The organism is Rhodospirillales bacterium (assembly GCA_014323865.1).
Lineage (GTDB): Bacteria > Pseudomonadota > Alphaproteobacteria > SP197 > SP197 > SP197.
Genome location: JACONG010000013.1, coordinates 79,740 through 105,098 on the forward strand (window position 1 = coordinate 79,740; position 25,359 = coordinate 105,098).

Annotated in this window: 27 protein-coding genes; 15 read left to right on the plus strand and 12 right to left on the minus strand. The window is 64.4% G+C overall.

What is annotated here, in order from left to right; genetic code table 11:
* Positions 1–31 precede the first annotated feature (31 nt).
* From GDA49_07120 to GDA49_07140, 5 genes are all read left to right on the plus strand, one after another.
* Entirely contained in the window at positions 32–226 is a 195-nt protein-coding gene (locus tag GDA49_07120; protein MBC6440169.1) for a hypothetical protein, read from the plus strand.
* Positions 181–405 carry a hypothetical protein gene (locus GDA49_07125; GenBank protein MBC6440170.1) on the plus strand — a complete coding sequence of 75 codons (225 nt, stop codon included), beginning with the start codon at positions 181–183 and terminating at the stop codon, positions 403–405. Before GDA49_07120 ends, GDA49_07125 begins: the two co-directional genes overlap by 46 nt.
* A 9-nt stretch (positions 406–414) precedes the next feature.
* Positions 415–837 (plus strand): hypothetical protein, encoded by a 423-nt coding sequence (locus GDA49_07130; GenBank protein MBC6440171.1) that lies wholly within the window; start codon positions 415–417, stop codon positions 835–837.
* Positions 838–924: 87 nt separating this feature from the next.
* Positions 925–1,158, plus strand: a complete 234-nt coding sequence (locus tag GDA49_07135) for a hypothetical protein (protein ID MBC6440172.1) — start codon at positions 925–927, stop codon at positions 1,156–1,158.
* The gene (locus GDA49_07140; GenBank protein MBC6440173.1) at positions 1,155–1,340 is read left to right on the plus strand and encodes a hypothetical protein; all 186 of its coding nucleotides are present in this window, start codon (positions 1,155–1,157) and stop codon (positions 1,338–1,340) included. Before GDA49_07135 ends, GDA49_07140 begins: the two co-directional genes overlap by 4 nt.
* 52 nt (positions 1,341–1,392) lie before the next feature.
* On the opposite strand, the gene GDA49_07145 is transcribed toward GDA49_07140, so the two are convergent.
* Genes GDA49_07145 through GDA49_07155 form a run of 3 tightly spaced genes read right to left on the minus strand, consistent with a single transcriptional unit; the run spans position 1,393 to position 4,036 of the window.
* Positions 1,393–2,520 (minus strand): mandelate racemase/muconate lactonizing enzyme family protein, encoded by a 1,128-nt coding sequence (locus GDA49_07145; protein MBC6440174.1) that lies wholly within the window; start codon positions 2,518–2,520, stop codon positions 1,393–1,395.
* Positions 2,521–2,523: 3 nt separating this feature from the next.
* Positions 2,524–3,660: a mandelate racemase/muconate lactonizing enzyme family protein gene (locus tag GDA49_07150; protein ID MBC6440175.1), complete on the minus strand. Its 1,137-nt coding sequence runs from the start codon at positions 3,658–3,660 to the stop codon at positions 2,524–2,526.
* Positions 3,661–3,667: 7 nt separating this feature from the next.
* On the minus strand, positions 3,668–4,036 hold the full coding sequence (locus tag GDA49_07155; protein MBC6440176.1) for a hypothetical protein: 369 nt from the start codon (positions 4,034–4,036) through the stop codon (positions 3,668–3,670).
* A gap of 140 nt (positions 4,037–4,176) precedes the next feature.
* Here GDA49_07155 and GDA49_07160 point away from each other — a divergent pair, with 140 nt between their 5' ends.
* The gene (locus GDA49_07160; GenBank protein MBC6440177.1) at positions 4,177–5,139 is read left to right on the plus strand and encodes an ABC transporter substrate-binding protein; all 963 of its coding nucleotides are present in this window, start codon (positions 4,177–4,179) and stop codon (positions 5,137–5,139) included.
* A 189-nt stretch (positions 5,140–5,328) separates the two neighbouring features.
* Here the strand turns inward: GDA49_07160 and GDA49_07165 are convergent, their stop codons facing one another.
* Both GDA49_07165 and GDA49_07170 read right to left on the minus strand, forming a co-directional pair.
* Entirely contained in the window at positions 5,329–7,404 is a 2,076-nt protein-coding gene (locus GDA49_07165) for an FAD-dependent oxidoreductase (GenBank protein ID MBC6440178.1), read from the minus strand.
* A gap of 65 nt (positions 7,405–7,469) precedes the next feature.
* Positions 7,470–8,363 (minus strand): LysR family transcriptional regulator, encoded by an 894-nt coding sequence (locus GDA49_07170; protein MBC6440179.1) that lies wholly within the window; start codon positions 8,361–8,363, stop codon positions 7,470–7,472.
* Between the two features lie 84 nt (positions 8,364–8,447).
* Here GDA49_07170 and GDA49_07175 point away from each other — a divergent pair, with 84 nt between their 5' ends.
* The 4 genes from GDA49_07175 to GDA49_07190 are packed head-to-tail and all read left to right on the plus strand — an operon-like array spanning position 8,448 to position 13,264.
* The gene (locus tag GDA49_07175; protein MBC6440180.1) at positions 8,448–9,794 is read left to right on the plus strand and encodes an aromatic ring-hydroxylating dioxygenase subunit alpha; all 1,347 of its coding nucleotides are present in this window, start codon (positions 8,448–8,450) and stop codon (positions 9,792–9,794) included.
* On the plus strand, positions 9,791–10,807 hold the full coding sequence (locus tag GDA49_07180; GenBank protein ID MBC6440181.1) for a D-2-hydroxyacid dehydrogenase: 1,017 nt from the start codon (positions 9,791–9,793) through the stop codon (positions 10,805–10,807). Before GDA49_07175 ends, GDA49_07180 begins: the two co-directional genes overlap by 4 nt.
* Before the next feature lie 22 nt (positions 10,808–10,829).
* Complete coding sequence (locus GDA49_07185) at positions 10,830–12,254, plus strand: glutamine synthetase (GenBank protein MBC6440182.1); 1,425 nt, start codon at positions 10,830–10,832, stop codon at positions 12,252–12,254.
* On the plus strand, positions 12,254–13,264 hold the full coding sequence (locus GDA49_07190) for an alpha/beta fold hydrolase (GenBank protein ID MBC6440183.1): 1,011 nt from the start codon (positions 12,254–12,256) through the stop codon (positions 13,262–13,264). The genes GDA49_07185 and GDA49_07190 overlap by 1 nt, the downstream gene beginning before the upstream one ends.
* 462 nt (positions 13,265–13,726) lie before the next feature.
* Here the strand turns inward: GDA49_07190 and GDA49_07195 are convergent, their stop codons facing one another.
* The 4 genes from GDA49_07195 to GDA49_07210 are packed head-to-tail and all read right to left on the minus strand — an operon-like array spanning position 13,727 to position 16,024.
* Positions 13,727–14,584 carry a MaoC family dehydratase N-terminal domain-containing protein gene (locus GDA49_07195; protein ID MBC6440184.1) on the minus strand — a complete coding sequence of 286 codons (858 nt, stop codon included), beginning with the start codon at positions 14,582–14,584 and terminating at the stop codon, positions 13,727–13,729.
* On the minus strand, positions 14,584–15,447 hold the full coding sequence (locus GDA49_07200) for a MaoC family dehydratase N-terminal domain-containing protein (protein MBC6440185.1): 864 nt from the start codon (positions 15,445–15,447) through the stop codon (positions 14,584–14,586). Before GDA49_07200 ends, GDA49_07195 begins: the two co-directional genes overlap by 1 nt.
* Positions 15,444–15,590: a hypothetical protein gene (locus GDA49_07205; GenBank protein ID MBC6440186.1), complete on the minus strand. Its 147-nt coding sequence runs from the start codon at positions 15,588–15,590 to the stop codon at positions 15,444–15,446. The genes GDA49_07200 and GDA49_07205 overlap by 4 nt, the downstream gene beginning before the upstream one ends.
* On the minus strand, positions 15,590–16,024 hold the full coding sequence (locus tag GDA49_07210; GenBank protein ID MBC6440187.1) for a hypothetical protein: 435 nt from the start codon (positions 16,022–16,024) through the stop codon (positions 15,590–15,592). Before GDA49_07210 ends, GDA49_07205 begins: the two co-directional genes overlap by 1 nt.
* An 82-nt stretch (positions 16,025–16,106) precedes the next feature.
* Between GDA49_07210 and GDA49_07215 the strand changes: the two genes are divergently transcribed.
* Entirely contained in the window at positions 16,107–16,808 is a 702-nt protein-coding gene (locus tag GDA49_07215; protein ID MBC6440188.1) for a ribonuclease activity regulator RraA, read from the plus strand.
* A gap of 2 nt (positions 16,809–16,810) precedes the next feature.
* Here the strand turns inward: GDA49_07215 and GDA49_07220 are convergent, their stop codons facing one another.
* Entirely contained in the window at positions 16,811–18,460 is a 1,650-nt protein-coding gene (locus GDA49_07220; protein ID MBC6440189.1) for a tetratricopeptide repeat protein, read from the minus strand.
* A gap of 10 nt (positions 18,461–18,470) precedes the next feature.
* On the minus strand, positions 18,471–19,244 hold the full coding sequence (locus GDA49_07225) for an MBL fold metallo-hydrolase (protein MBC6440190.1): 774 nt from the start codon (positions 19,242–19,244) through the stop codon (positions 18,471–18,473).
* 161 nt (positions 19,245–19,405) lie between these two features.
* On the opposite strand from GDA49_07225, the gene GDA49_07230 reads away from it, so the two are divergent.
* Entirely contained in the window at positions 19,406–19,675 is a 270-nt protein-coding gene (locus tag GDA49_07230; protein ID MBC6440191.1) for a hypothetical protein, read from the plus strand.
* A 29-nt stretch (positions 19,676–19,704) separates the two neighbouring features.
* Positions 19,705–19,860: a hypothetical protein gene (locus tag GDA49_07235; GenBank protein MBC6440192.1), complete on the plus strand. Its 156-nt coding sequence runs from the start codon at positions 19,705–19,707 to the stop codon at positions 19,858–19,860.
* Here the strand turns inward: GDA49_07235 and GDA49_07240 are convergent.
* Positions 19,857–23,456, minus strand: coding sequence for an ABC transporter ATP-binding protein (locus tag GDA49_07240; protein MBC6440193.1), 3,600 nt, complete (start codon positions 23,454–23,456; stop codon positions 19,857–19,859). The genes GDA49_07235 and GDA49_07240 overlap by 4 nt on opposite strands.
* Before the next feature lie 481 nt (positions 23,457–23,937).
* On the opposite strand from GDA49_07240, the gene GDA49_07245 reads away from it, so the two are divergent.
* Both GDA49_07245 and GDA49_07250 read left to right on the plus strand, forming a co-directional pair.
* The gene (locus GDA49_07245; GenBank protein ID MBC6440194.1) at positions 23,938–24,135 is read left to right on the plus strand and encodes a hypothetical protein; all 198 of its coding nucleotides are present in this window, start codon (positions 23,938–23,940) and stop codon (positions 24,133–24,135) included.
* 42 nt (positions 24,136–24,177) lie between these two features.
* On the plus strand, positions 24,178–25,209 hold the full coding sequence (locus GDA49_07250; protein ID MBC6440195.1) for a LacI family DNA-binding transcriptional regulator: 1,032 nt from the start codon (positions 24,178–24,180) through the stop codon (positions 25,207–25,209).
* Positions 25,210–25,359: the final 150 nt, after the last annotated feature.

Genomic DNA, 25,359 nt, shown 5'->3' on the forward strand with positions numbered 1-25,359 from the left:
TGACCTCCTGCTGCTTACCACGGCCACGACGATGGCGGACTTCAAAGGTCTGATCGTGCGCTCAATCAAGGCGGCCGCCCCCTACCAGATCGTGGTGATTCGCTACCTCTTTCTGGCGTTCGCGCTCTTCGCCTTCACCGCGTTGCGCAACCGCTCCGACTGCCGTATCGTCGCGACGCCTTGGGCCTGCCCGGCATCGGCAGCATCACGTTCATCCTGGCGCTGAGCCACACGACGGTCGCGCAGACCCTGCTCATCATCACGGCGCTACCGGTGACCACGGCGATCATGGCCCGGATCGTCCTCAAGGAATCGGTCTGGCCCAGCGCCCAGTTCGCCATGGCAGGCTCCATGATCGGCATCGTGATCATAGCCGGCAGCATCTTCGAGGGCGGCAGCCTCTAAGGATTTCTCATGGCGGTCGCGACGGTAGCGACCATGACCTACTTCGCGCTCGGACTGCGCTGGGGACGCGGCGGCGACATGACACCCGCCATAGCCTTCGCAAGCCTGGTGGCCACGTTTCTGGCGGCTTTGATCGGCACATTGCAGCCGTTCGACGTCAACCTGCACGATTTCATCCTGCTCGTGGTCTGGGGCGCGGAACTCAGCACGGTGCTCACCGTGTTCTTCCTGCTTGCCTCATGCATCGTGCCAGGCGGCGAGATGATGCTCTTCGTCGCCATTGAGGCGGTTCCGGGGCCGCTCTGGGTCTGGCTCGCCCAAGACGAGGTCCCGACCGAGGTAACCTTCTACGGCGGCGCATTGGTGCTGGTGTCGATCATCGGCTTCGCGGTCACCGACATGCGTGCCGAACACCGGATGAACCCCGTCTGATGCGCGACGGCACGGCCTTCGGCCTGGTTCTCATTGCGCGGTCGATGTCGAGCTTCAACGGGCTCTTTATGCGCTCCTTCAACGGACATGACCGACTGGCAGATCGTCTTCTGGCACCATCTGCTGCTCGGTATTGCGCTGTCGTTGGGCCTCGCCGTGCACTACCGCTCACGGCTGGGCGGCGTGCTCCGCCACATGGGCTGGGGCGGGATTCTGGGTGGTGTCGCCTTCGGTCCTCAGTACGTTCCTGGTGACGCTGGCGCTTCACAACGCGCCGGTCGCCGATGTCATGTTCGTGCTGATCCGTCGTGCCGTTCATGACCGCCGTTCTCGGCCGGGTCGTGCTGCGTGAGACGGTCTATCAGTTCACCTGGTTCGCCATGGCAGGTGCGCTCACGGGAATCGCCGTGATGGTCGTGGGCAACTTGGGCGGCGGCAATCTCGTGGGCACGGCCATAGCGAGGTGCCGACAGACCATTCCCTCATCAGCAGCGTCATCGTGATCGCCTCGACCATCGCGCGCGCCTTCGCACGCATCCGACAGGAACGGAGAGCCTAGCCCGCGCTGTCGAAGGTCACGGTGGCTTCGGCCTCGACCGCATACCAGTCGATCGCGATGCCGAGACCCGGTCCGTCCGGCGCCGCGACACAGCCATGGGCATCGATTGCGAGCGGGTTGGTGATGTGGACGTCGTAAGGTTCCGACGGTGCCGGCTGTTCGAACCATGTCGCGCCGGGCATGCCAAGCATGACGTGCAGATTCGCGAACTGGGCCGGTGCGAAACCATAAGACTGGATTTCTACGGGCACCTCATAGGCGCGGGCGAGCCCCATGGCCTTGATCGCGTTGCTGATGCCGCCCGAGTTGCTGGCATCGAAGCGCAGGCGTGACCAGGCCTTGCATGCGAGCCCCTCGCGCCAGGCATTGACTCCCATCAGGATGTTGCCGGCACAGAGGATGTCGACGTCAACCGCCTGGTTGAGCTCGACATAGGCGTCAAGGTCGGTGTCGGTCAGAGGCGCCTCGAACCAGTCGAAGGGTCCGCGGCTCATGGCTTCACCAATGCGCAGCGCCTCGTCGAAGGTACAGCACTGCTCGTGATCGGTCATGAAGCGGACACGGCCGTCGCCATAGATCTCGGTGATCAACGCGATCAGTTCGAGATCAACCCCGACATCGGTGTTCATGTGGAACTTGATCGCCGGATAGCCAATGGCGATGAAGCGCCTGGCCGCATCGAGATACTCCTCAATGGTCAGGAACGCCTCGGTGCTGGCGTAGGTCGGGATACGCTCGCGGTATCCTCCCAGAAGGCGCCAGAGCGGCGTTCCGACCGACTGCGCGTAGCCGTCCCACATCGCACAATCGAGGATCGAGAGGCTTTTCCACGGCCCGGGGCACGCTTCGTCCAGGAGTTCGTCGGTCAACACGGAACGGTTGGCCGTATCGAAACCCAGGACACGGTCGGCGATCGCCTCGATTTCGGCCGCGACGACCGGCTCCGTACCCAACCGCCCGCTCGTCGACGACCCGATCCCCTCGACGCCGTTGGCGAGTGTCAGGCGAAGGAACTCGATGGTGAGATGTTCTAGCGGATCGCGTCCCGTGAAGCGGATCGGGGGTGTCGCAGCGGGTTCGCAGGCATAGGCCCGGATGCGGGAAATGGTTGTGTCATGGGTCACGGGTCAGTGCCCCGCATCGAAGTTGAGGAACGCGTCGGCTGCGATCCTGTCCCAGTCGGGAACGGCGCCAAGACCCGGTCCCAACGGCGCGTGAACCAGGCCCTCGGCATCGATCACCGGCAGGTCACCGAGTTCGTCGCTGTAGTCCTGCTCGGGTACCGGTTGCTCGAACCAGCCGCAGGTGCCAACGCCAAGCGCAAGGTGCAGCGCGGCAAGCTTGCGTCCCCCATAACCGTACGACTGCAGTTCCACCGTGGTGCCATGAGCCCTGGCCAAGGCCATCGCGCGAACGGATGCGCCAATACCGCCGTTGTGGGTCGGACCCGTGCGGACCATGTCCCACGAACCGGTCTCCAGACCGTCCCGCAGGGACGCAAGATCGGTCAACGTGTTGCCCGCCGGAATGATCGGCACGTTCACCGCGCGGCGCAGTTCGGCATAGGCCACCAGATCCTCATCGGGTAGCGGTGCCTCCAACCAGTGAAAGCCCAGTTCGGCCAGCCTGCGGCCCACCCGGACGGCCGTCCTGAGGTCGTAGCGCTGCTCGACATCCAGCATGAAGCCGATACGCTCGCCATGGGCCGCATGCACGGCCTCGACCATCGCAAGATCCCAGTCAGGATCGCAGCGTGTGTGAAGCTTCACGGCGCGGTAGCTGCGATCGGCGAGGTCACCAACAAAGGCGACATAGTCCTCAATCTCGGCCAGCACCGGTGTGCTGACGTAGGCCCGGATCGCCGCGTTCGCCCCCCCCAGAAGACGCCAGAGCGGTTCGCCGTTGGCGCGAGCCGCCAGATCCCACAGGGCGATGTCGATCAGGGATTCCGCCCGTTTGCGCGGATCGTCGCAGCGCCGCAGCAGTCGTTCGTTCACCGCCTCCCGCTCCAGGGCCGAGGCTCCCAGGATCTGCGGGGCAATCTCATGCAGACGATCGGCGAGGTCACGCCCCGGAGCGTTATCCTCGGCAGGTGCATGCGACGTGTTCGAGGACCATCCCTCCAGTCCGTTCGCCGCGGTCAGGCGCAGGGTGTTGTCGGTGACACGCACGAAACCTTCCTGGCCGGTCCATCGGTAGGGCGGCGTGGTGGCGGGTGCAGTCGCATAGATGCGCACCCGAACGATGTCGAGATCACGGGACAAGGTGGCGTTACTTGCCTTTGAAATTGGGCACGGGTTGATCGGCGAAGGCGCGAGCGTCCGCCATGAAGTCATCGGAGTAGAGCATCTTCTCGTAGATCGGCAAGACGCTGCAGCCGTCTCCCCCGCCTCGATGGCCCATCACGTAACATCGAAGGCCTCTTCCAGCGGCAAGTGCATCATCGCAACCAGCGCCTCCTTGAGGGGCCTGCAAGGCGAGTGGCGCACAATCTGCGATGGCATCGGCCAAGGCGCGTGCCTTGTCGACCAGCTGATCGGCCGGCACGACGGCGTGGACCAGTCCCCGGTGCTTGGCCTCCGCGGCACCCATGCGCCGGCCGGTCAGGAAAAGTTCCATCGCCACATTATAAGAAGCCATCCATCGGGAAACGCCCGCGTCTGACCGCTGGAGATAAACTTGCGAACAGTTTGCATATGTCGTATAGAATCTGTAGCGTAGGATTGGTTCTAAGTGCCGGAGAACGGCGTTTGAGGGCAAGAATCACGGGAGACTCATCAATGAGTTTGAAGAAGACGTTTCTGTCTGCGGTAGCGGTCGGTACGCTGGCTCTTGGCGCAGTTTCGGCGCAGAGCGCCGACAATGACGAGCCGATCCGGCTCGCGATGAACGAATGGACCGGTCAGCACATCTCGACGATGGTTGCGGGCGAGGTTCTCAAGCGCATGGGCTACAACGTCGAGTATGTGACCGCGGGTTACAATCCGCAGATTACGGCGATCGCCGACGGCGACCTTCACGCCACACTCGAAATCTGGAGTTCGAACATCGGCGAAGGCTGGGACGAGCACTTCGATTCCGGTGCCGTTGAGATCGTGGCTCTGTCCGGTCTGAAGCCGCAGGAAACCTGGTATGTTCCGGCTTACGTCATGGATCAGTGCCCTGGCCTGAAAAACAGCTGGGAAGCGCTGAACGATTGCGCCGACATGTTCGCCACGCCTGAGACGCTGCCGTCGGGCCGCTTCCTCGACTATCCCGCCGACTGGGGCGACAAGAATGCGCCGCGCATCGCGGCCCTGGGCCTTGACTTCGTGAACGTCCGCTCCGGCGGCGAGGGTGCCATCATCGCCGAGATCAAGTCGGCCTATGAGCGTGAAGCCCCGCTGCTCGCCATGTTCTGGGAGCCGCATTGGATTCACGCCCAGTACGACCTGGTGCGCGTGATGCTGCCCGAGTACTTCGAAGGCTGCGAGACCGATGCGTCGCTCGGCATCAATCCCGACATGACCCATGACTGCGACTGGTCCGGTGCAGAGATCTGGAAGGTCGCCAATGCTGCGCTGAAGAACAGCCATCCGCAGGCCTGGGGCCTCATCAAGGCCTACTCGATCACCAACCTCGAGCAGGCCCAGATGATGTCGGAGATTGACGACAAGGGTCGTGATCTCGTCGAGGTCGTGAACGAGTGGCTCGACAACAACCCTGACAAGGTTCAGGCGTGGATGGATCAGGCCACGATGTAATCCCTTCCGGGATACGGTCCCGAAAGGCTGGGCGGCAACGTCTGGCCTTTCTTCTTCAATTCTCATGCCGGACAAGGCTCGCAACGCGAGCCGCCGATCCGGGACCCCGAGAGACGTACGATGACCTGTCGATGTCCCGGCTTTTCGCCCTGCGGGCTCCGGCCGGGATGACAAGACAGCTGGAGTGCCTCACGGCAGCGCGAACTCGGGCGATAGTTCGGTCAGTTCGCGCTTGTAGGGGATTTCCTTGGGCTCGGTGCCGAGCTCGCGGGCGAAGCGGTGGCCTTCGTAGACCGCCGCGGCGATCGTCGCCGGCCCGTGGCAGTCGCCGATGCGATGGATCGACGCCACGCCTGCGTCCGCAAGCTTTTCGGCATCACCTGCCAGCGCATCGTAGAGAGCGCTGACCGGAACACGCGACGTCACCATCACGATGGCAGCGGCATCGACCGTGCGCGTCCGCTCTGTGAAGGCGCAGGCCAGCGTCACCGTGTTGCCGTCGACCCGGCTGAGCTTGTGGCTCACGGCGAGCTCGACATCAAGATCGATCATGCGCGCCTGAATGCGCGCCTGTTCGAGCGTGTAGCTGGTCCAGGACGAGACCAGGGAGTCAGGCGTCACCAGCATCACATCAAGCCCGTCGCCGCGCAGCTTCTCGGCCAGCACGCCACCCATGTAGTAGTGGTCGTCGTCATAGATGACGACCGGGTCCTGCGGCACGACACCGTCCATGATGTCATCGGGCGTCAGCACGTTTGCATCGGCCAGCCCGGGGATCGGAAACTGGTGCGCACGGCCATAGGCGTCGCCGCGCCAGCGCGCGCCCGTCGCGATCGCGATGCGCTTGGCGCCGAACTCCAAGACCTGTTCAGCCGTCAGGCGACTGGCCGGAAAGACCTCCACATTGCCCTTCTGCCGGATCTGGTGGACGCGGTAGTCGCGCACTCGGCCCCAGGCAGAGAGCCCCGGCAGACCTGCCTCGCGTGTCACACGGCCACCCAGTTCCTCTTCGGCTTCCGCCAGCGTGACGTTGTAGCCGCGTTCGGCGGCGGCCCGGGCGGCTTCGAGTCCTGCCGGGCCTGCGCCGACGATCAGCACGGAGTCGTCGTCCGCCTTCGGCGCAATCCGTTCGGGGTGCCAGCCCTTGCGCCACTCCTCGCCCTTGGTCGGGTTCTGGGTACAGCGCATCGGCGCCAGAAGGCCGTCCCAACCGACACAGATGTTGCAGCCGATGCACTCCCGGATGTCCTCGATCCGGCCTTCCTCAATCTTCCTGGGCAAGAACGGGTCGGCGATTGATGGGCGGGCCGCACCGATCATGTCGAGCACCCCGTTCTTGACCAGCGAGACCATGCGGTCCGGCGTGGTATAACGCCCGACAGCCACGACCGGTTTCGTCGTCACCTGTTTCACGAAGCTGATGAACGGCTCCTGGAAACCCTCTTCGGCAAACCGACTTGTGACGCTGTCGTTCTCCCACTCGGCGACATTGACGTCCCAGAGATCGGGCAGTTCGGCCAGCATCTCGACGATCTCTCGGCCTTCCTTGTCGAACTCCAGGCCCCCGGCGCCGCGCAGCTCATCGACCGCGAACCGCACCACCACGCCCATTGTGTCACCCACCGCCTCCTTGGCGTCCTCGATCAATTCGCGGAACAGGCGAACGCGGTTCTCGAGGCTACCGCCATACTCGTCGGTCCGCTGATTGTAGCGCGGCAGCATGAACTGGCCAGCGAGCGACAAATTGTGCGCGGCGTAACAGCAGACGATGTCGAACCCTGCCATCTTCGAACGCTTCACGGCATCGAGATGCCAGCGCCGATAGTCGCGGATGTCCTGCTTGTCCATGGCACGGCACTGCAGCGGATTGTTGCCGACCACGGGCATGTGCGACGGGAAGATCGGCACCTCGCGACTGTAGGCGTTGGCGACGAACTTGCCGTTGTGGGTTGGTTCGATCAGGGCGAGCGCGCCGTGCTCATGAACGGCATCACACATACGAGCGAGATAAGGGATGTCCTGGTCAGACCACAGGCGGCCCTCAGTCGCGCCGGTGATATCGGAAGTGGGGTGGATGTCGATCTGCTCGGTCGACACCACCGCCCAGCCGCCCTCGGCCTTGACGCCGCGCATCGCTGCCATGCTGGACGGGAAGGTGCGGCCCATTCCGTTGCAGTGGGGCACCTGGTAGAATCGGTTCTTCGCCGTGACGGGCCCGATCTGAACGGGCTCGAACAAGATGTCGTAGCGGGGGTCGCGGGCCATGGAGCCCCTCTTGTCGTTGTTGCGCCAAGTCTAGGCTGGCGCGTCGCCCTTGCGCCATCCCCCGTTCAGGCAACTTGGCACAACCAGTTACGGAATGCTGCCAGAGTCGGTTTGCCGATCCGATCATCGCGATAGACGAGGTAGTAGGAGAACGGGTGCCGGACGCTCGCGGCGAAGGGACGGACAAGACGGCCGTCGTCGAGGTCACGCGCGGCCAGTTCGAGATAACCCATCGCCAGCCCGACGCCGTCGATCGCCGCCTGAAAGGCGAGGTTCGGATCGCGGAACGACAGTCCGGGGAGGTCGGTGGGTACCGTGACCCCCTGTGCCTCCAGCCACCAGCGCCACTCTTCGCCCAGGTCGTGACCGGCGATGTCGGCATGGATCAGCGTCTGGCTGAGGAGATCACCGGCGTCGGGTTCAGACCCCAGGCGTTGGGCGACATCGAGCCGACACACGGGGCTGAGCGTGATCGGCCGCACCAGCTCTGCTTCAAGGCCGGGCCAGGGCGGAATGCCGCTGCGGATTGCCACATCGGCGGCGAGCCCGGCGGGCTCGACAAAACTCAGGGTCGGGTCCAAGTGAACCGGTGCCGTGGGCTCCTGCCGCGACCAGTCGGCCAGGTGCGGGATCAACCACTTGGCCGCGAAAGTCGGCGTGGTCGTGACCTTGATCGCGGTGCCGTCGGGCGGCCCGGCGAGCCCGTCGAGCGTGGTGCCGATGCAGTCGAAGGCATCACCCAGAACCGGCAGGAGCGTCGCACCGGCCTCGGTCAAAGAAACCCCACGGTTGGTGCGCACAAACAGCGCGTGGCCCAGCGTCTCCTCAAGTCGCCGGATCTGATGGCTGATGGCGCTGTGCGTGACGTGCAGTTCCTCTGCAGCACGCGAGAAGCTGAGATGGCGTGCCGCGGCCTCGAAGGTGCGAAGGGCGTTGAGATGGAGGGCGCTGCGGTTCATGGCATGACTGGTGTGAGTTCAGTTCACAAGCATCGTGCAAAATGATCGCTTGCCGTCAATTCACCAGCGATTCCATCGTGCGCCATGGCGACGCAAGCATCCTCAGCCGCTGACTACGCGGGCTATCACCAGACCAGACCCGGCGGGCACGACGAACTCCTGGTCCGCGTCGGACCCGGCACACCGGCGGGCGAATACCTACGTCGCTACTGGCAGCCGGTTAACATCGCCGACGAGCTCGGCGTCATGCCCAAGCTGATCCGGGTTCTGGGCGAACAACTCGTGCTGTTCCGCGACAAGAGCGGACGTATCGGCCTGGTCCACAAGAACTGCCCCCATCGTCGCGCTTCGATGGAGTTTGGCGTCTGCGAAACCCGTGGCATCCGCTGCTGCTATCATGGCTGGCTGTTTGACGTGGACGGCACGATCCTCGAAGCGCCCGGCCAGCCCGACGATGTCGAGGAACGCCTGCGCGCCGCGACTCGGCTGGGGGCCTATCCGGTCCGTGAGTACAAGGGCCTGATCTTCGCCTATCTCGGTCCGCCGGAGGGCGAGCCGGAGTTCCCGCTCTACGACACGCTCGACATGCCGGACCACACGACGGTGCCCTACAAGGCGCCCTTCGGCTGCAACTGGATCCAGGTTCTCGACGCGATCCTCGATCCGCTCCACACCGCCTTCCTGCACTCGCGCATGAGCCGCGAGCAGTTCAGCCACGGCTTTGGCGAGATCGGCGAGTTCAAGTTCTACGAGCGCCCGACCGGATTCTTCGGCACGGCGACCAGGCGGGTCGATGACAACGTCTGGATCCGGGTCAACGAGCTGGTCCTGCCGAACTACACCCAGGCCGGCGCGGCCTTCGCCGCCGACGGCACGCAGCAGCGTTACTTCGGCCGCACCTCCTTTGCTCGCTGGGTCGTGCCGATCGACGATCACGAAACCATGTGCTTCGCTTGGGCGATCTTCGGCGAGCGCGGCGATCCCGAGAGCTACAATACGCCCGAGGGCCCGGAACTGATCGAACAGGGCGAGGTCTTCGACCGGCCGTACGAAGAGCGCCAGCGCTATCCCGCCGATGTCGAGGCCTGCGAAGGTATGGGCACGATCTCCGAGCACACGCTCGAGAACCTCGTGCCCAGCGACAAGGGCATTCAGATGTACCGCCGCCGCCTGCGGGAGCTGATCCGCGCCTTGGAGAACGGCGACGAACCGCTCGCGACGACCGCACACTTCGCCAACCCAGTGCCGACCTACGGTGGCGATACCGTGTTGCGGATGCCCTCCAACGGCGACGATCGCGCCCTCCTGCAGAAGGTCGGTATGGCCGTGATGGAGATCCAGTTCGCTGCCGAAGGCCTGCCAGAGGACGAACGCACGGCCCAGGTGATCGCCGGTCTCAAGGCACTGGAAGAGGAAGGTCTCCCCGCATGACTGTCCGGGTTCACATCAAGAACAATCATGCCCATCCGGACACGTTTCCGCCGACCCCAGAGTCCGAACCCGTCTTCACGACGACACAGGAACGCTACGACGCCGTGCTGGCCGACTATCCCGATCTCGCAGGCCAGCTAGACACCGTGATCGACTGGGACACCGACAACTTCGCCGAATCCATGCAAACGGCCGAAGCGCTGATGTGCTGGGACCTGCCGACCGAGAACCTGTCGGAGGTGGCGCCGAACCTGCGCTGGATTCACATCATCGGCGCGGGTGTCGAACACCTCTGCCCGATGGACTGGGTGCCCGAAGGCGTCGTGGTGACCAACAACAAGGGGGCGCAGGCGGCCAAGGCCGGCGATTTCGGCCTGATGGCCGTGATGATGCTCCACAGCCACATCCCCGCGATCGCCACCAACCAGCGCAGCAACACCTGGAATTCGCTCTACTCGACGCCGATCAAGGGCCGCACAGTGCTGATCGTTGGCGTCGGCAGCTTGGGCGGCGGTGCAGCGAAACAACTTGGGAAGCTCGGCATCCACGTGCTGGGTGTCAGCCGCCACGGCCGGCCTCACCCGAATGTCGATGAGATGGGTACCATGGCCGATCTCAATGCCTTTCTGCCGCGGGCCGACTATGTCTTTGCCTCGGTCCCGACGACGCCGGAAACGGTCAACCTGTTGAACCGGGACCGGCTGGCTTCGATGAAGCCCGGTTCGGGAATCATCAACATCGGCCGCGCCGCTACCATGGACTACGACGCGCTGGTGGACCTGCTGGAAAGCGGCCATCTCGACGGCGCCATCCTGGACGTCTTCGATCCCGAACCGCTGCCGCCGGAGTCACCGCTCTGGACGACACCGAATCTCATGGTCATGCCACATATCTCAGCTGATGACGGTGACACCTATGTCGAGACCACGCTGACCATCTTCCTCAACAACATGCGCCGCTTCGTTGCCGGCGAGGAACTTCACAATCTGGTCCGGCCCGAGCTGGGATACTGACAGACAAACGGGGGCATTCGTCATGACACTTCCTGATCCGCAGTCGCTGAGGGAGGCGATCGCGTCACCCGAGCGCATCCGCGAAACCGGCGAATGGCTTGTCGAAAAGGGCGTGAAGTACATCCTGTGCTGCTGGATCGACATGCTGGGCGTGCCAAAGACCAAGCCCGTGCCGGTTTCCGATTGGGGGCGTCTGTGTATCGGCAAGGGCCCGCAGTTCGCCGTGCATTCGGTCAGCTTCGTGCCTGAGCTCGGCCCGGCCGATCCCGACCAGATCATGGTGCCCGACCTCGACAGCCTGCTGATCTGTCCGTGGGACAAGAGCTGCGCCTGGGTCTTCGCCGACCTCTGGTGGTCGGACAAGCCCTACAATCTTTGCCCACGCTCGGCGATGAAGCGCATCGTGCGCGACTGCGAGTCCAAGGGTTACCATGTCTACGCCGGTGTCGAGCCAGAGTTCATCGTCATGCGCTGGAAGGACGGCCGGCCAGTGAAGGCGATGGACAACGACCCGCAGCCCGGCGAAGGCATCCGCCCGCGCCGCCAGGCGTTCGGTTATGACGTGGAGTTCTCGATCGACTCCATGGGCTTCCTCGGCGAGCTGATCGACATCCTCGACAACGAACTCGACTGGGACCTCCACGACGTCGTGGCCGAGGGTGCCTACAGCCAGTTCGAGCTCGATTTCGGCTACACCGACGTGCTCGCCATGGCTGATCGACTGGTCTTTCTGCGCATCCTGCTGAAGGAGATCGCCAAAAAGCACGGCATGTTCGTGACCTTCATGCCGAAGCCGACGATCGGCGACTGGCGTTCGGGCGCACACATGAACATCTCCATGCGTCACGTCGACGACTCCGAGACCAACATCTTCGAGACAGCCAACGGCGAGTGGGACGACCGGGTCTACGGCGCAGTCGGCGGCCTGCTGCGCCATGGCGGCGCGCTGACGGCGGTCACCTGCTGCACGGTCAACTCCTACAACGGCCTGGTACCGCGCGTCGGCGGCTTCGAGGGCGGCACCGTCACCTGGGCGCCGACCCATATGACCTATGGCTTCAACAACCGCTCGGCCATGCTGCGCCTGCCACAAGCCCGGTTCTGCATCGAGAACCGAGCCGCCGACATGTGCATGAACCCCTACCTCGGGCTCGGCATCTCGGCCGCCTGCATGACCGACGGTGTGGTCAACAAGCACGATCCCGGCCGTCCACTCAACCAGGACCTCTACGAGCTCTCCGAAGACGAGATCGTCGCCTCGGGCGCCCAGCGCCTACCGCGCAATCTGCTGGAGGCGATCGAGACCCTGCGCGACGACGACGACGTGAAGGGCGTTATGGGCGAGCAGATGGCCGCGAGCTTCATCGCCTACAAGGTCGACGAGTGGGAGCGCTATCACCAGGCGATCACCGACTGGGAGGTGCAGGAGTACCTGCGTCTCTACTGATGGCCGACCACGAGGTCTTCGCACTCGGCGACGTCACCCTGCAGTCGGGTGCGGTGCTGCAGGACGCAAGGCTCGCCTACAAGACCTGGGGCACGCTGAACGCGGCGCGCGACAACGTGGTGGTGATCCCGACCTTCTACACGGGCACACACACGCGCAACGAGGCCTACTTCGGTTCCGGCCGGGCGATCGATCCGGAGCGCCATTTCATCGTCACGCCGAACCTCTTCGGCAACGCGATCTCGTCGTCGCCGTCGAACACGGCCGCACCCCAGGACGGCCCACGCTTTCCCCGGACGTCGTTTTTCGACAATGTCGCCTGCCAGCACCGTCTGCTGACCGAACACCTGGGCATTGAGCACATCGCGCTGGTGACCGGCTGGTCCATGGCCGCCTGCCAGTCCTTCCAGTGGGGCGCGCAGTATCCCGACATGGTGACGGCGATCCTGCCGTTCTGCGGTTCGGCCAGGACCTCGCCGCATAACATCGTCTTCCTGGAAGGCGTGAAGGCGGCACTCTGCGCGGATGCCAACTGGAACGGCGGCGACTATCTCGCGAAGCCGGTGGAGGGGCTCAAGGCCTTCGGCCGCGTCTATGCCGGCTGGGCGTTCTCGCAGACCTGGTACCGCGAACACCGCTACCGCGAGCTTGGCTTCGAAACCTTCGAGGACCTGCTGCTCGACTGGGAGGCCGATCACGTCAACGGCTGGGATGCCAATAACCTGCTGCACAAGATCTGGACTTGGCAGAACAGCAATATCAGCGCCAACGACCGCTATGGCGGCGACTTCGCCGCGGCGCTCGGCGCGATCAGGGCGAAGGCCATCGTCATGCCCGCGGCCACCGACCTCTACTTCCCGCCTGAAGACAGCGAGATCGAGGTCTCTCACATGTCAAATGCTGAGATCCGCGTGTTCGACACGGTGTGGGGTCATTGCTGCGCCAGCGGCACCAACGAGCCGGCGTTCCATACCTTCTTCGACGCGGCCGTGCGCGACCTGCTGCCCTAGTATCTCTGGAACTGGCGCCCGGTCGCGGGCAAGGTCCGGGCGCAAGCTGGAAGTTGCGGGTGCCGCATGAATGTGCGGCTCGTCAATCAGGAGTTTTCGGTGAGCAGAGCGGCCCTGATGCCGTTCAGCCTGTGTGACGTCATGCGCAGCCAGGGTCATTCCGTGACGGTGGCCTGCCACGAGGTCGAGGAAACACCGATGCGCGCCGCCGATCGCAGCCGGGGTGTCGAAATCCGCAACGCCATGCCGGCCAACGGGTTTGACGTCGCCGTCGTCAACACGGTGGTGTGCGGTCCGATGGTTCTGAAGATCGCGCCGCGCAGATCGTCATGCCGCGCCCCCACGCCCGCGACACGTTGTTCCTACGCGGTGATCGGATCCTCTGCACGCAATTCGACAACGGTCAGGACGAAACCCGGAAGCAACGCATCGGTAATGCCTAGCGATCTCATGGCGCTCTCCTCATGCCACCTCGGCGAGGCCGTTGTTCAGGACCACGGCATCACGGTCGGCAATGCGCGCGCGAAACGACACCGTGGTGCCGTCGACCCACATCTCCGTCCGAATGGTCTCGCCAGGGAAAACGGGTGCGGAGAAACGGACGTCGAATCGCCTCAATCGCGACGGATCGTAGCCGCATAGCGTCTTGACCACCGCGTGGCCTGCCACGCCAAAAGTACAGAGACCGTGAAGGATCGGCCGGTCGAACCCGGCCTCCCTCGCGACATCGGGGTCGGCATGCAGCGGATTCAAATCGCCGCTCATGCGATAGATCAGGGCATGCTGCGGCAGAGTCGACAGGTCGCAGACATGGTCGGGTTCGCGATCGGGCAACGTGTGAACCGGGCGTACCGGCCCATCGGGTCCCCCAAAGCCGCCGTCTCCGCGTGCGAAGGTCGTGCGCCGCACGGTAGCCATGAGGTCACCGCTCTTCGCATCGGAGACCTCGCGCGTGATGTAGATCAACGCGCCGCGACCCTCGCCCTTGTCGATGATCTCGTCAATGCGGCTGCGGGTCACGAACTGTCCCTCGGGCGGCAACGGCCTGTAAAGGATCAGACTCTCCTCGCCATGCACGACACGCTTCCAGTCAACGCCGGTGGCGGGATCGTGCAGCCAGAAGCCGGACGGCGACATGACCACCGCCATTGTCGGCAGCGCGAGCATGTTCTTCTCGCAGGTGAAGCGGAGCTGGTCGGGATCGAGCGGATCGTGACCCAGCCCGCAGCCGAGCGCATAGAGCGCCGAGTCCTGCCACATCCAGTCGACATGGTGTTCGCCGAAGTCCCAAGCCTTCAGGGCATCGTAGTCGATTGTCATCAGCACAGCTCCGCCTTGCCGTGATCGAGCACCACGACGTCACGCTCAATCGACCGGGTCCGATGCAGCACATCAGAACCGTCCTGCCAGATCACCGTCTCGAGCGTCTCGCCGGGATAGACCGGTACGGTGAAACGACCGTGAAAACCTGCGAGGCCGTTGGGGTCATGGGCACAGCAGGAGGCAACCACCGCATAGCAGGCCATGCCATAGGTCGCGAGGCCGTGCAGGATCGGTCCGTCGAAACCGGAATCGCGCGCGAACGCCGGATCGGTGTGCAGCTCATAGGTGTCGCCACTCAGACGATAGAGCAGCGCGGCCTGCGGCATGACCGACCGGGTGACGATGTGGTCCGGCACCCGGTCGGGTGCTGTCGCTCTCTCGCGTCGCTTCGGCGGCTCGCCACCGAAGCCTCCGGCGCCAAGCAGCACACAGGTCTGCTTCAGTGTGACGAGGAGGTCTCCGCTCGCGGCATCGGCGACCGTGTCCTCCAAGGTCAGGATCGCGTGGCGGCCCTCGCCCCAGTCGTAAAGACCCGTGAAGCGCGACTGGCACATCACGGTGCCCTCTGAGGCCAGAGGCTTGTGAAACGTGATCGTCTCGTCGCCATGAACATTGGGGGCGTCGCCCACACCGGAATCATCGTCGAGAAACCAGGCGGTGTCGTGCCCGATGATCGAGGCAAAACTCGGCACCACCTTCGGTCCCCACTCTTCGTAGACAAACGCCAGCTCGTCACGATTGACGGGATCCGCCCCGAGACCGAGACCCAACGCATGGAGTACGGTTTCGCGTGCACCGTAGCTGACCGTGCGGGCGGGACTGCGGTAGGCAGCGATCTTCTGGGGATCGGGCTTGATCATACGGGACCCCACAGGAAGACATCGGCGGACACGGCGAGATCATAGAGATCGCTTGCAAAGGCAGGCACCATCTGATCGGCCAGCGCCCCGGGCGTCCAGCCGCCGTCGCGGTGCAGCGAGCACACTGGGCGCGGCTGGCTCATCAGGAACACCTTGCTGCCGCGCACGCAGAAGATCTGGCCCGTGACCTTGGCGGCGGCGGACGCCAGAACATGACCATCGGTGCGATCTTGGCTGGCGTCAGAGACTTCCGCTTCTCGACACACGCCTGCTGATCCTCCGTCTCGGTCGGGATCAAGCCGATCATGCGCGACCAGGCAAACAGCGCGATGCAGTTCGACCGGCCCCCGAAGCACGCCATGCCGATGCCGCGACTGAACTCGACGCCCCCCATTTTCGCTGCGGCATGGTTGACTTGGCCCACATTGCCGATCAGGCCCGAGGTCGAGGTGAAGTACACGAAAGCGCCCGAACCCTGTTCCCGGAACAGGCTGGACGCCGCCTGGCTGGTGTTGAAGCTGCCGCGCAGATGAACATCGGGCACCGCACCGGTCACCAGCACCGCCTTGTCGGCCATACGGTCCTCCCCTGTTGCGCGATACTGTTCCGCCGCACGGCGATAAGGTCAATGATGGCGATGCACCGACAAGGACCCAGCCATGGCCGACGACCTCTACCGCCGCCTCGCACAGCTCTCCACCGCGACCGTCTCGACCCAGCTTCTGAAGCGCGGTCTGCGTGCCGTCTTTATCGGTGGTATCGCTCCGGTCAGGCCGGACCAGCCGACCATCGCCGGGCCGGCCTACACCCTGCGCTGCCTGCCCTATCGCGAAGACCTCTACGACCCTGCCCGGTTCGGCGATCCCAGGAGCAGCCAGCGGCGCATGGTCGAGGAGGCACCGGAGGGCAGCGTCGTCGTGATTGAAACCGGCGGCAACCTCGCGGCTGCCGTACTGGGCGACATCCTGGCGACCCGGCTGCGCGTGCGCGGCGTAGCAGGCGTTGTTACCGACGGCGCGGTTCGTGACCATGCGGGTATCGCCGCATCGGGCCTGCCCGTCGTCTGCGCCGGTGCGGCAGCACCGGCCAACCCAGCTGCATTCAGCGACGGCGGTCTCGATCTCGATATCGCCTGCGGTGGCGTCACGGTCCGGCCTGGCGACGCCGTCATTGCCGACGGCGATGGCGCCATTGTCATTCCCGCCAACCTCGTCGCGGCCGTGGTGACCGATGGCGAGGAGCAGGAATGCCTCGAGGCCTGGGTGCTCAAACAGGCTGAGGCCGACACGCCCGTCCCAGGCCTCTATCCGCCCGACGCGGAAACCCGCGCACGATACGAAGCCGAACGCAACGACGACTGATCCTACGCCGCGTGTTGCATGCGGCAGTAGCAGGAGGCGCGGACCGGGACGTCGCAGCGGGCCGCGGCGAGATCAAGGCGTTGCTTGATGATCCGGGCCTCGGCTTTCTCGCCGCGCCGTACCAGGCACTCGTGCAGGCCGTGCAGGCTCCAGACGTTGTCCGGGTGCTGGCAGGGCCGCCGCAGTGTGTCGTCGAGCCCCAGGTCCGCGCGGTAGACCGCTTCGGCCTCCTCGTAATGGCCCTGCTCCATCAGGAGTGCGCCGAGCGCATGGCGTGTCGGCTGCATCCAGGCCCAAGGTTCGTCGTAGGGCAGGTGATCGTCGATCTCGACCGACTTGCGCAGGTGATCGAAGGCGACATCGTAGTTGCCCTTGCGATACTCCAGCTCGCCCAGCAGCATCTGCTCGGCGACCAACAGGATGTCGCGCGCGGTGTTGTTGAACAGCCGGCGGCTCTCCGGCACCCGCGCGAAGGCTTCGTAGAAGAGATCGCGTTCGGCTTCGGCCTCTGCCACGCGGTCCGTCGCCGCATAGGCCACTGCACGGGTGTAGCGGATCGTCGCGGTCGTGACGCAGTAGAGATCGGGATCGTCGGGAATCGGCTCGTCCAGGATCTCCTGCCACTTGCCGAAGCGGATCAGCACGTGCTGCTTGATCGGAATGTAGGCCTCGAGCCAGTCGGCATAGGGCGGATTGCCGACCTCAAGCAGCTCCCTTGGCGAGGTGGCGAGCAGCTCTTCGGCGGCCTCGATCGCGGGCTTGTACTGGCCCAGGAACATCGCGCCATAGGCCTTGAAGTGATAATCGTGCGCCCGATAGCCGGTGTAGAAGTTCATCACGCCTTCGCGCTCGACGAACATCCGGTCAGCCACAACCGCCGCGTGATTACGCTCCACCACGGCGCGATAGTTCCCACACAGAACGTCGATATGGGTCGGCATGTGCCGCAGATGGCCCGAGTCCGGCATGGTGTCGTAGAGCGCATCACCGGTCTTGAGCGCCCGTTCGGGATGTGGCGACATCTCCATCACATGGACATGCATGTGCAGCAGGCCGGGATGCCGCCAGGCGTCCTCGTCGCGATCGAGCGCCCCCTCCAGCACGGCGATGATATCCGCTGTTGACGCGCCCTCCGCCATCTCACCGGTCTCCAGATCCCACAACGCCCAAGGCGTACGGTTCATCATGGCGTCCGCGAAGAAGGTGACGATGTCGAGGTGGTCGCCATGCGCAGCGTAGATCGGCCGCATGGCATCGGCGAAGGCGTCGTTCCAGGTGCCATAGTCCTCGCCGTCGAGCGGGTAACGCTCGACCAGCGCGACGCACAACGCCTGCTCCATCGGCGACACATCGGCTGCCATCGCGAGGGCGCGTCGGCTTTCGGTCCGGCAGCGCTCCAGACAGGCTGGCCGTTCCTCCTCGCCGAAATCGATCCACTGCTTGTTGTAGTTGGGACCTGTGGCATAGGCGATGCCCCAGACCGCCATGACGCAACCGGGGTCGGCTGCCTCGGCCCGTTCGAAACACGCCACGGCCTCCTCATGATTGAAGCCGTAGCACCAAGCCAGCCCACGATCGAACCAAAGCTGGGCGTCAGCGGAGGACGTCGTGACAGGGCAGCTGTGCGTGCCGAGATCGAAGTAGTCGTCCATGGCGTCCTCCTCAGGCCGCATGCCGATCAAGATAGTCGCGACACATCTCACGCAGCCGCTCGCGGCCGAAACTTGGGTCGTGGCCGGCGTGGACGACGGTGACAGGCAGCTCCATCAGCCGTTCCATCGTCTTGCAGTAAACCGCGATGTTGCTCTCGGGCAGCATGTCGAGCAGCGGACCGTCGTAGGCCGCATCACCGGAGAACAACGTTCCGGTCTCCGCCTCCCAGAGGCCGATACTGCCTGGCGAGTGCCCCGGCAGCTCCATCACCTCGAAGTAGCGGTTACCGATCGAGACCTCGTCGCCCTCGTCCACGAGCCGCGTCGCCTTGGCGGGCTCCACCCGATAGGCCCGCGCGTCATAGCCAGGCCACGGCAGAGCATCGATCAGACACTCCGAGAGCTCATAGCCCGAGTCCTCAATGCACTTGACGATATCGGGGTCCATATCCTCGCGATAGAGCGAAAAGCGCTGGTCGCCATCCTCCATGTTCGCGGCCTCATGACGCCCCACAATGCGATGCTCGAACTCGTGCAGGCTGCCGACGTGGTCGAAGTGGGTATGGGTCGCAAAGGCGATCACGCCATGACCGAACAGGTCCTCGATCGCAGGCTTCAACTCCGCCACGCCCATGCCGGTATCGACCAGGAGATCGGTCTCCGAGCCCCTCACATGCCAGATGTTGCAGCGCCCCAAGGGATCGACATGCGGCTCCCAGATCAGCGTGATGTCATCATCAATCCGCTTCCGCTCGAACCACCGCTCGGCAATCTCGAAGGTCATGGCCGTCTCCCCCGGCTTTATCGGCATGATCATGATAACGGGCGCATGTGCTCGAGGATAAGCCTTCATTCCGATAGGTTGACCGTTCGGAGCACCGTCTCGCGAGAGGTGAATGAGACACCACAAACCGCATTCTCCTCACATGTTTCGAGCGTGACGCCATGGCATCGGTCAACCCGGAGGAGCTGGTCGTACGTCGGCTTGATGGCGCGAATGTCCAGGGTATGGCCGTCGTCTCTCGAATCGTAACGAACACCTTCTTCACATGCATCGACGAGGCGAAGACAGCGATCGCCGAAGTCGAGCCCGAAGCGGTCGTCATGATGGGCGGGCTCAGCGGACGTGCCATGGTGACGGTCGAGCGCATCGCGCAGAACCTCAACGATGGCACACGCTACGGCGTCACCGACAATACGGGCTGGGCGGTCTGAAAGACATCCGCCGCCCCATGATCCACGCCATGATCGGCTACTGGCTCGTCGGCCTCGCCATCGCATTTGGCCTCTTCACCGATCTCGCCGGCAACGGAATCCGGTGGGGCATCACGGCAGGCTTGTGCGCGACGGCCGTTCTGATGATAGACCGCGGGCGGCGGGTGATGCGGGCGGCGGCCTAACGCACCGCCGCCACCGCCGCGGCCATCTGGTGCCGGACAAGCCGGGCGTAGAGCCCGCCGTGCGCGACCAGATCGTCATGCCTGCCCTGCTCCAGGATCCTGCCACCCTCCATGGCAACGATCAGATCGGCATTGCGCACGGTCGAAAGGCGGTGAGCGATGACGACCGTGGTGCGGTCGGCCATCAGCTCAGCGAGGGCCTGGCGCACGGCCATCTCGTTGACAGCGTCGAGGTGGCTGGTGGCTTCGTCGAGGATCAGGATCGGAGCATCCTTCAGGAAGGCGCGCGCGATGGCGACCCGCTGGCGCTGACCGCCTGACAACCGCATACCGCGCTCACCGACCGGCGTCTCGAGCCCGCCCGGCAGGCCCTCGACGACGACGTCGAGGGACGCGCGACGTATCGCGGCGGCGAGACCCTCGTCGCTGGCGTCCGGCCGGGCGATCATGATGTTGGACCGCAGGGTGTCGTTGAACAGGAAGGTGTCCTGGGCGACGAGTGCGGTGTGGCGGCGCAGGTCGTCGATCTTCTGGTCGCGGATATCGTGATCGTCGAGCACGATACGCCCGCTGTCGGGATCCCAGAAGCGCATCAGAAGGTGCGCCAGTGTTGTCTTGCCGGCACCCGAGGGACCGACCAAGGCCACGGTCACGCCGGCCGGAATCTCGAGATTGATCGCGTCGAGCGCCGGTTTGCGGCGGCCGCGATAGGTATAGGTCACCGCTTCCAGCGTAATCGCCGCACCGCCGGGATGGGGCCGTTCGGGCACGCCGGGTCCATCGTCGACCAGAACGGTTTCAACGTTGACAGCATGGAGTCGCCGCGCCGCACCCAGTGTGTCGGCAAGCTGTCGGCCGATGTGGGCAATCTCGCTGACCGGCAGGAAGCTCGACATGGCGAGCAGGGTGAAGAGCGGCAACAGACCAACGTCGAGATCGCCTGACACCACCATCATGGCACCCGCCACGATGATCGCGAGGCCGCCCAGGCCCGTGGCGATCTCGAGCAGCGCCATCTGGACCGTGAGATCGCGGAAAAACGGCAGGCGGACCTGCTGTACGGTCCGGGCGATCTTGAGGAATGCCGCACCGCGCCGCTCAATCTGCCGAAAGGCGATGATCTCGGCGAGACCCTGGATCGAGTCGACGGTAAAGGCATTGAGTTCGCCCAGCGCCTCGCGCGCCCGGGATCCCAGCCGGTCGAGCCGCTTCCTGAGCAGAAACGGGGAGAGCGCCACGATGGCGAGGAACGGGATCAGCGCCACCGCCATGGGCCAGCCGAACCACAGCAGGACGGCGATCACGATAGTCGGCACCAGCACGGCGACGAAGGCCGGCGCGATCGTGTGAGCATAGAAGTACTCGATCGTCTCGATGTCCTGGGTCGCCATGGCCGAGAGATCGCCGGTGCGCCGGTGCAACAGATAGGCCGGCGCCAGGCGGTCAAGCTTGTCGAACAGCCGGCCGCGGATCTCGGCCAGGAGCTTGAATGCCATATCGTGGGCGAACCAGCTTTCGAGCCAGTGCAGGATGCCGGCGAGCGGGGCCGAGATGGCAAGCCAGACGATGAGATCGTCAAAGGGTTCACCCGCCTTCACGCGCGCCACGACCAGGGCCGAGAGCGCGCCGACACCGATGAAGGCCACGACCCGCGCGACACCGAAAACGAAGGTGAAGACAAGCTTCAGACGCTCAACGGTCACGAAGGCCAGCAACACACGCGCCGCGCCGCTCCAGCCCAGGCCCTCGGCCCGCAGGATGGCGTCGGTCGGTTCCGCATCGGCTGCGGCTTGCGCCGCGATATCCCGGTCGCGGGTCTCAGATACGCGGACCTCGTCATCGAACATGTCTGCCCGACGGTCGCCGGTTTCGCGTGCCTGCTCGTTCATCAGCGCCCAGTAGACGCCGCGCCGTGCCATGAGGTTGTCGTGGGTGCCCTCCTCGGCGATGTGGCCGTGGTCCAGGGCGAGAATGCGATCGGCATCGATCACACTGGAAAGGCGGTGAGCGAAGATCAGCGTCGTGCGGCCCTGCATCAGGCGGTCGAGCGCCTGCTGGATGACGGATTCGTTCTCCGCATCGACCGCCGAGAGCGCCTCGTCGAGCACCAGGATCGGCGCGTCGCGCAGCAGGGCCCGTGCGATCGCGATGCGCTGGCGCTGGCCGCCCGAGAGCCGGATGCCACGCTCGCCCACCACCGTGCCGTAGCCGCCGGGCAGGCTCATGATGAAGTCGTGGGCGTTGGCGGCGCGGCAGACCGCCTCCAGCTCCTCCTGCGTCGCCTCGGGCTTGCCGAAGCGCAGGTTGTCCTCGACCGTGCCGTGGAACAGGTAGGTGTCCTGGTTGACCACGGCGATCTTGCCGCGCAGGTCGTCGAACGAGAGGTCGCGCAGATCATGGCCGCTGATCCGGACCGCGCCCTCCTGTGGGTCGTAGAAGCGCAGCAGGAGCCGCACGATCGACGACTTGCCCGCCCCTGACGGGCCCACCACACCGACTCGCTCGCCCGGCTTGAGCGCGAAACTCAGACCCTCGTGCGCGCGATCCTCATTGCCGGGATAGGCAAAGCCGACGTTGTCGAACTGGATCGCCGGTGCGTCCTCCACGGCGTCGGCGCTCACAGGGTTGGTCGTTTCCTCGACCATGGGCTTGGCCTCGAGCACACGGAAGATCGATTCGGCCGCGGCCTGGCCCAACATCCCGGTGTGAAGCTGGGCGCGCAGTTCCCGCAACGGACGGAAGAGCTCGACGCCCATCATCAGGACAATCAGCAGCGTCGCCATTTCCATCTGGCCGGCCTCGACACGCCATGCGCCGAACACCAGGGCGGCGGCCGCACCAATCGCGATGGCGGTGTCGGTGATGCCGCGACCCAGCGCGTTGGTTGCATTCACCCACATGGTACCGTAGGCGAGCTTTGAGGCACGCGCGGCGAGCGAAGCCGCCTTGGCCGCGCTCTGACCGAACGCCTTGAGCGTCGCGAGCCCCTGCACCGCATCAAGGAACTCCGCACCGAAGTCGGCGTAGGTCTTCGAACGTTCGATGCTCGCCTTGCGATCCATGTGGTGAAACGCCATCGGCAGGATGAGCGCGATGAGCGCGGCACCGACCAGAACGGCCGCCAACGGCAGATCAAGGAAGGCGACGAAGCAGAAGATGCCGATCGGCGTCAGCACCGCAATCAGCAGCGTCGGCAGAAACTCGCCGAAATAGGTCTCGAGCTGTTCGACACCGTCAACGACCGAGAGGATCACATCGCCCGTGCGCTCACGCCCGAACCAGGCCGGACCCAGGGCCACGGCCTTGTCGTAGATCGCCTTGCGGATCGCGACCTGCACCCGGGCCGCGGTCTCGTGCGCGACCATGACGCGCAGATACTCCAACCCGCCGCGCAGCACCATGATGACCGCGACCAGAACAATGGGTCCGACCAGCTCGGCCATCAAGGCACCCTCGAAGACCAGAGCGATGAGCCAGCCCAGCAGAGCCAGGCGCGCGATACCCACCACGGCAGCCGAGAGCCCGATGCCAACCGAGAGAGCGATGCGTCCACGAACACCTGCCGTGAACGCCCAGAGGCGTTTGTCGAGGTACATGCGTGGAGACTATCGGCTGTCCCGGCGAAGTGCGATCGCGAACTTCTCGCGTTGCGTCATTTGAACTCGCGCAGACTGGCTTCGGCTGCAGACGAGCTTGGTCACAAAGGTCGGCGTCCGCAGTCGACCAGGTGACGATCTTCAAGTCCTGAACGAAGAAGGAATGGAACATCGGGACCAGCAGCAAGGTCACGACCGTCACCACGGTGAGCCCGCCGATCGCATGGGCCAGCGGCTGCTGGAGCGTTTTCATCTTGAGTTGAATCGCAAAAGGGGATTCCCATTCGTTCCACCACGTGATTCTGTGCCCGCAAGTGACACGGGAGGCAGATATGGCGCGTTGTTACGGATTGGACCTTCGCCGCCGGGCCGTTGATGCGATTGAGGTCATGCGCTCAGGTTCATTGATCAACCTGTTCCAAGCCTCGCAACAGTTCGCCACGATATCGTCGCCGCTTGCGAAGACGCGATTTGAGAGACAGTGGCAGCGGCCAAGGCTCTGGCGCGGTCCCTCGGGCCGGCGATCGACGACGAAACCATCGACCGCACGGCCAATCTCCTGGCTGACACTTGGGAAACGCCCGATGCGCAGGAGGGCATTGCCGTGTTCTTTGACAAGTCCTGGACGTGCTGTGTTGTGTCCCGCAAGGGCGAAACGGGCCGAACACCATCTGATTGACGTACCTCAAAATGGTTCGTTAGGGTTGCGTCCGGAGGGCTCATGGCGAGACCGACAGTCCATGATGTGGCGCATGAGGCTGGCGTGAGCTTGGCCACGGTCGACCGCGTTCTGAACGGCCGGACCGGGGTCCGGGCCAAGACGGCTGAGCGCGTCCAGGCCGCTGTTCGCAAGCTTGGGTTTGTGCGCGATACCTCGGCCGCAAACCTCGCCCGCCAGCGCGAGTATCGCTTTGCCGTCCTGCTGCCGGAGGATTCCAGCCAGTTTGCCGAAACCCTGTGCCATGCGCTGCTTGAAGCCGGCAAGGCGCAACACACCGAACGGACGTCGGTCAAGATCGTGCCGGTCCTGCCGGACGACCCCCACGCCATCGCGCGGGCCCTCCACAACTTGCGGACTTCGAAGCCAGACGGCGTCGCGATCATGGCACGAGAGACCCCGCAGGTGCGTGACGCGGTCGCCCGGCTCAAGGCCGACGGGATCGCGGTGGCGGCGCTGATCTCCGACCTGCCGAGCTCCGAGCGTGACTTCTTCGTTGGTGTGAACAGCGAACAGGCGGGCCGCACGGCGGCATTGCTGATGGGGCGATTTGTCAAGGAAACCGAGGGAAAGGTCGTCGTTCTGACCAACTCCATGATCTCCCGCGACAGCATCGACCGCCGTCTCGGATTCGACTCGGTCATGCTGCGGGAGTTTCCGAACATCAATGTTCTGCCCTCGATCGAGACCCAAAACGACCCTGAGCGGGCGCATGCAATTCTTCAGCGGATCGTCGGGGGCCACGAGGATCTCGTCGGCGTCTATTCGATGGGTCCGGGCAACCGGTTCCTGCTCGAGGCGTTCCGGGCAACCGGCCGCGTGGACGACCTCGTCTACATCGGCCACGAGCTGACGCCGCATACGCGTGATGCGCTTCTGGCCGGCGAGGTCGATGCCATCATCGCCCAGAACGTTGGCCATCTGGCACGCAGCGCGCTGCGGGTTCTGCGCGCGAAATGCGATGGCGTTGCGATCTTCGAGGCGCAAGAACGCATCCGTATCGACATCGTCACACGAGAGAACCTGCCGGAGTAGACGGTCTCCGGTCGCGCCGCGAAGGACTTGTGGCGCAATGTTCTGACGTACGTACATCAGAAAAGTGTTTACAGGCGTCAGGTACATCGCCTAGCGTTCGATTCTGCGCTTCACGATGGGCTGAAACCGACGCGTCGGCGCAGGCAGTGA